This window comes from Stieleria mannarensis (genome assembly GCF_014154935.1).
Classification (GTDB): domain Bacteria; phylum Planctomycetota; class Planctomycetia; order Pirellulales; family Pirellulaceae; genus Stieleria; species Stieleria mannarensis.
On record NZ_JACEHH010000097.1, the window covers coordinates 1 to 9347 of the forward strand.

Annotated in this window: 7 protein-coding genes; 1 reads left to right on the plus strand and 6 read right to left on the minus strand. The window is 59.3% G+C overall.

The features are described 5' to 3' along the window. Nucleotides 1–164: 164 nt before the first annotated feature. Nucleotides 165–773 carry an RNA polymerase sigma factor gene (locus H1B37_RS32080; RefSeq protein ID WP_182871368.1) on the minus strand — a complete coding sequence of 203 codons (609 nt, stop codon included), beginning with the start codon at nt 771–773 and terminating at the stop codon, nt 165–167. Between the two features lie 369 nt (nt 774–1142). Then, nucleotides 1143–2240, minus strand: a complete 1098-nt coding sequence (locus tag H1B37_RS32085) for a hypothetical protein (RefSeq protein WP_182871369.1) — start codon at nt 2238–2240, stop codon at nt 1143–1145. 101 nt (nt 2241–2341) lie between these two features. On the opposite strand from H1B37_RS32085, the gene H1B37_RS32090 reads away from it, so the two are divergent. Continuing rightward, a complete protein-coding gene (locus tag H1B37_RS32090) occupies nt 2342–3391 on the plus strand; it encodes a sugar phosphate isomerase/epimerase family protein (RefSeq protein ID WP_286178461.1) in 1050 nt (349 codons plus the stop codon). 27 nt (nt 3392–3418) lie between these two features. Here the strand turns inward: H1B37_RS32090 and H1B37_RS32095 are convergent, their stop codons facing one another. The 4 genes from H1B37_RS32095 to H1B37_RS32110 form a co-directional block, all read right to left on the minus strand. Next, a complete protein-coding gene (locus H1B37_RS32095) occupies nt 3419–4642 on the minus strand; it encodes a DUF1501 domain-containing protein (protein WP_182871370.1) in 1224 nt (407 codons plus the stop codon). 48 nt (nt 4643–4690) lie between these two features. Beyond that, nucleotides 4691–6088, minus strand: coding sequence for a DUF1549 domain-containing protein (locus H1B37_RS32100; protein ID WP_182871371.1), 1398 nt, complete (start codon nt 6086–6088; stop codon nt 4691–4693). Between the two features lie 106 nt (nt 6089–6194). Further along, a complete protein-coding gene (locus H1B37_RS32105; RefSeq protein WP_182871372.1) occupies nt 6195–8741 on the minus strand; it encodes a M56 family metallopeptidase in 2547 nt (848 codons plus the stop codon). Beyond that, on the minus strand, nt 8738–9205 hold the full coding sequence (locus H1B37_RS32110; protein WP_182871373.1) for a BlaI/MecI/CopY family transcriptional regulator: 468 nt from the start codon (nt 9203–9205) through the stop codon (nt 8738–8740). The genes H1B37_RS32105 and H1B37_RS32110 overlap by 4 nt, the downstream gene beginning before the upstream one ends. Nucleotides 9206–9347 lie beyond the last annotated feature (142 nt).

A 9347-nucleotide genomic window follows, 5' to 3' on the forward strand; every position in this document is an offset into this window, starting at 1 on the left:
GGGAGGTGGGAGGTGGGTCAAAAAATGGGTTGGTCAAAAAATGGAGGCATAAGCCTGCTGATCTCCATCCTCACCATCTTCCCCAACATTTTTTGACCACCAAATTTTTTGACCAAAATCTTCTTACCCTCAAAATCTTCCTACCAAAAAATCTTCCTACCACCTCATTCCAGCCCTTTCATCTCCGCCTGCAACCTTTGCAACACGCGAGCCCGAGCTTTGTAGACCGCCCATTTTGAAACGCCCATCTCGTCGGCGACGTCCAGCGGCGGGCGGCCGATCACGGCGGTTTCCCAAAACATCCGCCAAGTTCGCTCGTCGAAACATTGGCGCAACAGTTCGATCATCCGGCGGCGGGCATCCAGCGAGTCGGCTTGGGCGGTCGTCGGCGGATCCTCCGCATCGATCGCGTGGGCGTCGGCAACCTGCATCAAAGCCAAGTTGGCCGCCGTCCCGCCGGCGGCCCTTTCCTCGGCAGCGATCCGCGCCCGGTCACGGATCTTGTTGCGGGCGATCGTCCACAGCCAACCGCGAAAGGTTGCTCCGTCGCGTCGGTCGTCGAACCGAGAGAGTGCTTTGGCGACCGAGGCGAACGTGTCTTGCATCACATCGGCGGCGTCGGCGGACTGGCAACCACACCGCCGCGCCCACCCATAGACGATCGGCCCGTAGACCTGGGCCAGCTGTTTCCAACCTTCCGCTTCACCGTCCCGCGCGCGGGCCAACAAAGACGCCGAGGTCGAAGGTTCGTCGCGAAAATGGGTCGATTTCATTCGCCCATTGTAGCTTGCACGAAATCGTATCGCGATCATTCAGCCAAATGCCGTTCACACCCATAGCCTTGGGTATCGCCCAAGGCCTCCTCCCAAACAGAGGTCGTGCGGTTATCAAATTCTGTATAGACAGAAGTTTACGCGTTTCACTCCCCTTGGCAGTAGGTCTGGGGAAAACGAAAAACCCACGGATGGCAGCGCGAACCCACGGATCTCAGGCCGCATTACATCCGTGGGTTCGCGCTGCCATCCGTGGGCAATCGACCTTCCTGTGGTTCAGGGCGGCCAGGGATATTTGCAAAACCCTTTAGGATCAACGACTTAAAAAACCGCACGACCTCTACAGGGAGCGGCTCGCCTTAAACCACCCTACGGCAGTTCGATCGTTTGCAGGGCCAGGGTCCCTTTGACATCGACGATGGCGACGGCGTGGCTGGCGTCGAATTTGTCCATTTGCTTCACGCCGGACAAGGAGTCGATCGTTTCATAAGGTTGACCTGCCGTCCCGCCGCCGCGAACCGGTTCGGTCAGTCCCTCGTTCTCACCGATTCCCTCGGTGCTGATTTTCATCATCCCGCGGGCCGAGTTGTTCATCAGGATCGAAGTCTTGCCGCCTTTTTCGTAAACCACCATGTCCAAGGGTTGATTGCGATTTCCGAGTTCGGCAACGGTGGTTCCACGCACCTTTTCCGAACCATCAAGAGCGTTGACTGGGAAACGGACCAGCGGCGTGCAAGTGAATCCGGCCAACAAGCTCGGCTCTCCGTCGACGACCATCGGCAAAAAGGTTTGGATCGTCGCATCTTCAACGCGTCCGTGGGCGGCGTGGAAGATGTCCACACTGGTCGTGACCGTGTTGTCAGCAAACGGGTACGGGAATTCGATCACACGCGAAGGCGAATCGCCGGCGGACAATCCCGTGACCATCACCTTGCCTTCGAAGAAGGCGACGTCGGTGATCGATGAATTGCGGGCGTTGCGAGTGCGTCCGCGTCGCGTGACGTCTTTGTCCTCCGGCGGATTGGGAAGTGCTTTGGACGTGTGGTGAATCTTGTCCAAGTTCATTTTCGTGATCTCGCTCTGGCCATCGACCTTCAACAGATGAACCTGGCCGCCGGCGACGATGCTTAGAAACGTGTTTCCGGTGTCCGGGTTGACTGCCAACTCGCCGATTTCGACGTCGCCGGACAAGCCCAACGAGGATTTGATCGCGGCTTGCAAGTCATCAATCGACGGACCGCTGCCGCGATCACCTGCGTCTTCGGTATCGATCGCGTACACCGTTGCCGCTTTGGGGTCACCGACCAACAGCACCCCCGAGGTGGCGAAGGTCATCGGCCCGACCGATTGAAGCTCGACCGGCCCCAACGTCATTCCGGATGATGCGGCCATGACACTCGATGCGGCTAACAGAACTCCGAAACAACAGGCGGACAGGGCACGTCCGAATGGGAGGACGAAGGGCATGTTAGAATCCTTGTTTGAAAAAAGGAGGGGGAGAGAGACGGTGCGGAACGCACCACTACAATAACGGATCCACCGAGACGAATACACAAACGGAAGGATAGATGGAAAAGACAAATCAAAATCGTTGCGTCCCCCTGGGACAAAATCGAACGGTCAGCCGCCGCGATGCGATCGCCGCTGGACTGGCGTCCACGTCAATGGCACTGGCTGCATCAACCAATGCACAGGATGCGTCCCCTCCGCCGGCTGCGCCGACCAAGGACGCTCGTAAATCCTCTCCCAAACGTTATCGCGCCAAGAAGTCGATCAACCAGTGGGCGTTTCCTTATCCCGATCGGATGTCGCTGCGCGAGTGCATGCAACTGGCCAAGGACGCCGGTTTCGACGGGATCGAGCTGAATTATGATCTGGACAACGATTTGTCCCCGAAAGCTTCACGCAAAGACTTGGTCGGCATTCGCAATCTGGCGGACGAAATTGGAATCGAAATCAGCGGCCTGTGTTCGTTCCTGTTCTGGCCCTACCCGCTGTCCAGCCTGGACGCGGCCAAACGCAACCGCGGAATCGAACTGGCCGGATTGATGGCCGATGCCGCGGCGACGATGAAGGTGGAAAACCTGCTGGTCGTCCCCGGCGCCGTGCACATCCCCTGGCGCGACGATCACACGCCGGTGCCCAACGACAAATGTGAAGCCTTGGCGCGCGAGGCCGTCGGCTCACTGGTCAGCGGCGCGGAAAAGAAGGGCGTATCGCTGAACATGGAAAACATCTTCTTCAACGGGTTCCTGATGACGCCGATGGAGATGAACGATTTCGTCGACTCATTCGGCAGCGACGCCGTTCAAGTCCACTACGACACCGGCAACATTTCCATGTTCCAACACGCCGAGCACTGGGTACCTATCCTGGGCAAGCGGACCAAGAACATCCACTTCAAAGAGTTCACGAAGAAAGGAACCGATTACTCGCTGGAAACCTTTCGGCCGCTGCTGGACGGGACGACCAATTGGCCCGCGGTGATGGACGAACTAGAAAAGATCGACTACGAAGGCTACGTGACGTTTGAGTATTTCCACCCGTATCCGCATTACCCTGAAGCGTTGATCTATCAGACCTCTGATTCGCTCGATCGGATTTTGGGGAGGATGTGAGGCGGCGAAAGCCTGGACACCGGCGTGCTACAGGATCATCTCCCCACCGTCGGTCGCCGTGGTCGGGCTTCCGAAACCGGTCGTGTAGTCTTGATCTGCGTCGACGCCCAGTAACGTCATCAGCGTGTACATCAAGTCTGCCACGCTGCGGGGTTCGTCGTCCTGCGGCAGCCCATCCGTTCCTGTCGACCCGATCACCCGGCCTCCGATGTCACGCCCGGCCAACGTCACCGGGATCGTGCGGGGGTAGTGATCGCGTCCGTTCTGGCCGTTGATGGTCGGTGTGCGTCCGAATTCGCCCATCCACACGATCAACGTGTCGTCCCACAGCCCGTTGGCCTTGAGATCCTCCATCAACGCGATCCAAGCCGGCTCAAGTTGCTGACACAACCGTTTAACGGCGGGGACGTTTCCGACATGCGTGTCCCAACCAGGCAGTTGCACTTCGACGTACCGCACACCGGCTTCCAACATCCGCCGCGCGGCCAAGACGTTGCGTCCGAAATCACTGTCGCCGTAGCGGCGCCGGGTAGAATCCGTCTCTGCGGAAACATTCAACGCATCGGCAAACGAGGACTTCAACAGACGTCGCACCGAATCGATCTGCTCGGATCGCTGCCGAAGTTGACTCGTGCCACGGTCGGAATTGAAACGCCGATTCCACTCGGTCAACAACTCCAGCCGATCGCTGCGGCGTTGGACACTTCGAATGGTCTGGATAGATCTTCCCAGGTCATTGATGACGAAAGGCCCATGATCGGTGCCCAAGAATGCCGGCCCGTAAACCAAGTCGCCCAGCGTCACAAACCCCGGCACCTCCGCCGCCGGTCCGGTGGACGCGACGTAGGAACCGAGCGCGGGACGCGGGAAGGAATCAATCTTTTCGTACCCGGTGTGCAGCAGGTGTGACGCGCGATCGTGTTCCCCTTGATTCGAACCGACCGATCGAATCAGGCACAAGTCATCCGCATAGCCGGCCAGATCGGAGAGCGTTTCACAGAGTCGCATCCCCGGAACGCGGGTCGCGACGGCTTGCAACGGACCGCCCGTTTCGGTCCCCGGCTTCGGATCAAAGGTCTCCATCTGGCTCGGTCCGCCCTGCATCCACAACGTGATGCAACGGCGGAACGGGGCGGATGGACGGTGCGATTCCGCGGCCCCCGCAACCAGACTTCCCAGCCACGTGGAAATCCCGGCGGCGGATCCACAGTTCATCCACTGGCGGCGGTTGAAACGTTTTAGCAGTGACATGATTCACCTTGTGAAGCTTATGGCAGGCTGGAAGCCGGTCCCACTTTCCTAGTGACTAAATACAAATTCATTTCCGTGCAACAACACGTACAACAAATCAGTCCCCGGCACGCCGTCCAACCGTTGACGTTCCCAATCATCCGGCGAACGCGACAAGGATGCGCGAAAGATTGCATCCAGGTCTCCACTCGGCGGCGACGTCTCCGCTGCGAGTTCCTGCAGCAACCCTTGACTGGTTCGTTGCAACGCCAGCGGATCGATCGCCCCCGTTTCGGCGGCCGATTGCCCGATGAATTCCACCGCCAAGGTGTTCAAGCGATCGGGCGGTGGCAGGTCACGCTTCATCACCGTCGCATACGAAGCGATCAACTGTTCGGGCAGCAGCGGGCGAGGTGCTCGCCCGGCAAACAATTCGATTGCCTCGGTCCGGTCCGCCGCATCGACGTGCGGCGAGATTCGCGCATAGGCGTCACTGGTCACGATGGTCCGAATCAATCCGCGAAGGTCAAAACCGTTGCCGCGCAACTGGTCCGCCAACGCTTGATGGAGCGCCGGAACACTCGGCGGATGGGCTTGGCTCAGTCCATCAACGGGGTCGACGATGCCGCGGCCGATCAACAATTGCCAAACCCGATTGCCCATCGCCCTGGCAAACGGCTTGGACCGCACGGTCATCAACGCCAGTTCGCGTCGCCACGCCGCCGTACGGGGACGCGAACCGGTCAAAAACCGAGGCGTGGTGTCCGCCGTGTTGTTCCGGCCGGCCAAATCAACCCGGGCTCCGGAATCCACCAGTTGAACGCCGCCGGAGACTTCGCGCAGGGAGATGGTTTGAAAGAACCGGCGCATCGCGGTGTAATCGGCTTGTGTCCAGCGGTCCAACGGATGGTCGTGGCAACGCGCACAATCCAGTTGGACTCCCAGGAAAATCCGCGACACGGGCGTCACGGGGTCCTCGCGGTTGGCCACCAAAAAATTGACGTCGCCGTCAAGTGTCGTCACCCCTTCGGCAGAGATCAGGTCGAATGCGATTTGGTCCAAGGGCGACTGCTGTTCAAATTGTGTTTGCAACCACCGACGCAGAGCCTCGCGGTCGACTTGCCGCGACTCGCCGCGGCCGACCAGAATCGTGGTCCAAAGCTGTGACCAATACCGTGAAAATTCCTCAGAACGCAGCATGTCATCGAGCGTTCCTGCGAGGTCCTTTTCGGCTTCAAACCGATCCAGCTCGTCGACGGTGGGAACGCGTCCGAGCAGATCCAGGCTAATGCGTCGCAGGAACGTTGGGTCGTCACAACGTTCGGTCGGAGTGATCCCGGCATCGAGATGGACGGCTGCCAAGATCTGATCGATCGGCGCGTCGGTGGCATCTGCCGTCGACGCAACGTCAGCAACCACCAACAGGATGGTCAGAAGTGCAACGTAAACCAAACGATGAGCTTTCATCTGCAATGTTCCTCAGTGCCAACCGTGGGATAGGCTTCCAGCCTGTCATTGTTCTGGATCGACAGGCTGGAAGCCTATCCCACATTGGTTGATTCTGACCGTTGACCTAAAAGTCATCCTTCGCCAATTCTTCCTCCAGCTCCTTGGCCCGCCTGGTCAATTGACCGACCACTTCGGCTCGCTCCGGATGCACGGTCCATTGACCGGTTGTTTCATCCACCACGAAGAACTCTTTGGCCAACAGTTCCATCGTGTCGAGTTGTGATTGCTCGGCCAGGCGGCGGATCTCGGTCAACAGCAGCATCCGGCCCGGTCCATCGAGCGACTCGGCCAACTGGCGATCGGCCATCGAATCGCGGACGTCATCGATCCGGCGCAAGTAACGCCGGATGGTGCGACAGGCGGCAAGCAGTTCGCCGGCTCGTTGGTTGACCTGTTCGGCCGCATCGTCACGGACGCGCAATCCGTTTTCACCTGCCGGCTCCATGACCTGAGAAACCATTCCTTCGACGTGCTTGCCCAGGTCAAAGTCGGCGTACGGCACATCGACGGCGACTTGGAAAGCGATCACGCCGGAATTGATCTGGGTGGCAAAACGTTGTGTCAACGGATCACTCTTGTCCAGATCCGCCTCGACCCGGACCAGCCGATCACGCACGGCGTCGATTCGATTGCCCGCCCGATCGGCCAACTCAAGCAACTCCTCCAGGTTTTGCCAGGCTTCTTCATTCTCAATGACGAGGCCGGCGGCCGTGTCCCGCGAGATCTTTTCCAGTTGAACGAACAGTTCATCCACGGCGGCGGTCGCCGACCGGGTGTGTTCCTTCGTCAGGTGCAAGGCAACGACGGCGGCCATCGCGGGATCGTCTAACTTGGCGACCAGGCGTTCATGACGTTCGTCCGGCGTCGCGAACTCGCTGGCAAAATCGGGCAGTTCATGTTTTAGTTTTTCAAACACCTCGGTCGCTAATTCAAAACGCTCGATCTGTCGGCGCCCGTCGGCACCGAGCGTCGGAATGACCACCATCTTGTCGTCTCGGCGAACGAGCACTTTTTCCAGTGCCTTGCCGAGGAACAATTCGATCGGATCGCTGCGGCCATCGAATTCGTCCAACATGATCGCATAGCCGACATGATCGTCGGTCAGCATGCGGCGAGCCATTTGGTTGGTTTCGCTGGAATCATCCAGCCGCTCGGCGACACCCTTCATCCGCCGTTGCATCGAATCGAGCACCTGGCCGAGTTGTCGAGATTGCTGCACCCAAGATTCGGCCGCCTGCCGACTGTCGCTGCGCAGGGCCAACGTGCCGTCGGGGGCGACGTCGAAATGTTTTTCGACGAAACGCGGGAGCGCTTCGGCTCGCGCGGAGTCTCGGTATTTTCCCTTCAATAAATCGATCACACCGGCAAACGCGACTTGACCGGATTCGCTGTCAAGCAATCGTGCGAGCTGCGACGAGGCTTTGTCGTTGGGATTCAATCGCTGACGCAAGGTCTGGATCTGGCCCTTGGAATCCGAGGACAACACCTGCAACGATGCCGATCGGCCGTCGGCGTCCGCGGCGACCAAACGGAATTGCACGGCCGAGACGGAGACCAAGCCGGCAGCTATCAGTCCCAAGAGTAGACGTTTCATGACGGAATCTCTGGAAGGAGAAGAGGAGGAAGCGTTCAGCAAGCGAGTGACTCGCTCGGTCAGCGGGGGTGCAGCCATCGATTGAACGCCCAGCCCGCCGGCGATGCGTGGCGGAGTGGCGGGCGTGTGGTCGATGAATTCGACCAGCCGCACCAGACTGGCGGCCAGCCCCGTGGCGGCGGCCGGATCGGTGCGTGTCAATGATTCGTCACAGGCCCATTCGGCGGATTCCTCATAGCGGCGCACACACCACCACGCGGCCGGGTTCCACCAGTGCAACGCAACGGCGGTTCGGGCGATCGCCTGACGCCAAACGTCGCGGCGACAAAGGTGGGCGAGTTCATGCAACAAGACGCCGCGCCGCTGATCGACCGTCAATGACTCCCAAAACGACGCGGGGACCACCAAGGCGTATCCGCGCGGCCGGCGAACCAACATCGGACCGGCAGCCCCGGATACCAACATCTCGGGCGCATCGCGTCCACGAAGCCGGCATTCCCGCTGCCACTGGGATTGCCACGACGCGGGTGCCGGATCGAGTTGGTCAACCAAACGACACAATTTCCAATAGCGGCTGATACCGCGTCCGGCGATCGAGACCATCCCCAGGATCCAAACCATCAACGCCGCCGGCGCAACGAGTTCGGTCCAAACAAGGGCAAACAAATCGTTGGTCTGCAATTCGGTCGCCAGAAGTCCCGATGCCACCGGTATCGCATCTGACCGATCGCGATCGGGCTGCGTCCGCAGTTCGGCCAACGAATCGCCGACCGACATCGTGATTTCGGATGTCGCCGCGACCGAAACGGGTGTCGTTGGATTCGGATTGGGTTCTAACCACGGCAATTCCACGGGCATCCGAAACAACATCAGCCCTTGCAGCAACACAGCAAACAGAATGAACTGACGCAATCGTGGCGTGACCACGTCCATCCGGCGCAGCAGAAAGGCGGCAACTCCGCACGCAATCGTCAACATCAGCGATGCCGTGACCAGACAATGCAGCAGCGTGTTCATCGCCGTTCGCCTCCCGAACGCGTCTTCGAACCACGTTTCGTCGTACCGGTCGGCGGCGACACGTCGGATTCCGCGGAACCATTCGACGGTGCAGGGGAACTCTGTTCGGCGTCGCGAATCAGTTGCTTGAGTTCTTGGAGTTCATCGGGGCTGATGCGTCGGTTTTGCATCAGTTGGGCGACCAAGGGAACGACGCTGCCGCCGGACAGTTTTGAGATCAGCTGATCCAAATGGCCGGCCTGGGCCTGCTCACGCTCGATCGCCGCGGCGTACTCCGCCGGACGCCCCGACTTGGTTGCCAACCCCTTGTCGACCAATCGATTCAATCGGGTTTGCATTGTGGTGTAGCCGACCGCGTCGGCGCCAAAACGCTCATGGGCCTGGGCCAACGTCAACGGCCCCTCACGCCACAACAAATCCATCAAATCCAGCTCACCGCTGGAAAGACGCATCGATGATTTCATCGGCAAAGCATCAAAGAAGAAACACGACCGCAAGCTCATTTACGACACCGGTCGTATTGTTTACGACATCTGTCGTAAAGTCAAGCGAGAACGCAAGATTTTCGGTCGGGAGGTGGGCATCCCATGCCAGCGGGAAGCGTGA

Bases quoted from the DNA above. Each gene is read 5' to 3' on its own strand.
- H1B37_RS32095 (WP_182871370.1), bottom strand. From the start codon at position 4,642: ATGTCACTGCTAAAACGTTTCAACCGCCGCCAGTGGATGAACTGTGGA.
- H1B37_RS32100 (WP_182871371.1), bottom strand. From the start codon at position 6,088: ATGAAAGCTCATCGTTTGGTTTACGTTGCACTTCTGACCATCCTGTTG.
- H1B37_RS32085 (WP_182871369.1), bottom strand. From the start codon at position 2,240: ATGCCCTTCGTCCTCCCATTCGGACGTGCCCTGTCCGCCTGTTGTTTC.
- H1B37_RS32090 (WP_286178461.1), top strand. From the start codon at position 2,342: ATGGAAAAGACAAATCAAAATCGTTGCGTCCCCCTGGGACAAAATCGA.
- H1B37_RS32110 (WP_182871373.1), bottom strand. From the start codon at position 9,205: ATGAAATCATCGATGCGTCTTTCCAGCGGTGAGCTGGATTTGATGGAT.
- H1B37_RS32080 (WP_182871368.1), bottom strand. From the start codon at position 773: ATGAAATCGACCCATTTTCGCGACGAACCTTCGACCTCGGCGTCTTTG.
- H1B37_RS32105 (WP_182871372.1), bottom strand. From the start codon at position 8,741: ATGAACACGCTGCTGCATTGTCTGGTCACGGCATCGCTGATGTTGACG.